The organism is Mesorhizobium sp. M7A.F.Ca.MR.148.00.0.0 (assembly GCF_003997735.1).
In the GTDB taxonomy this organism is placed as follows: domain Bacteria; phylum Pseudomonadota; class Alphaproteobacteria; order Rhizobiales; family Rhizobiaceae; genus Mesorhizobium.
Map to the genome: position 1 here is coordinate 1 of NZ_RZTB01000418.1, position 403 is coordinate 403.

A 403-nucleotide genomic window follows, 5' to 3' on the forward strand; every position below is an offset into this window, starting at 1 on the left:
AATGTCTAGGTGATGGAAGCCACCATTGCCTTTCCCGTGCTGGTCGGCCTCGTCGCCGTCGCACTGTTCTTCGACTTTCTCAACGGCCTGCACGATGCCGCCAATTCCATCGCCACTATCGTTTCCACCAGGGTGCTGCGGCCGCAATATGCGGTGCTGTGGGCGGCATTCTTCAACTTCATCGCCTTCATGTTCTTTGGCCTCCACGTTGCCGAGACCATAGGCAAAGGTATCATCGACGTCAGCATCGTCACCCCGGCAGTGATCTTTGCAGCCCTCGTCGGCGCCATCGTCTGGAACATCGTCACCTGGATCGCCGGCATCCCTTCGAGCAGCTCGCATGCGCTGATCGGCGGCTTGGTCGGCGCCGGTGTGGCAAAGGCAGGCGTGGGCGCCATCGTCT

1 protein-coding gene is annotated in these 403 nt (G+C 60.5%); it reads left to right on the forward strand.

Features of this window, described 5'->3' with window-relative positions; translation table 11 throughout:
* Positions 1-12: 12 nt before the first annotated feature.
* On the forward strand, positions 13-403 hold a 391-nt coding region (locus EOB49_RS34780), incomplete at its 3' end, for an inorganic phosphate transporter (RefSeq protein WP_206526209.1).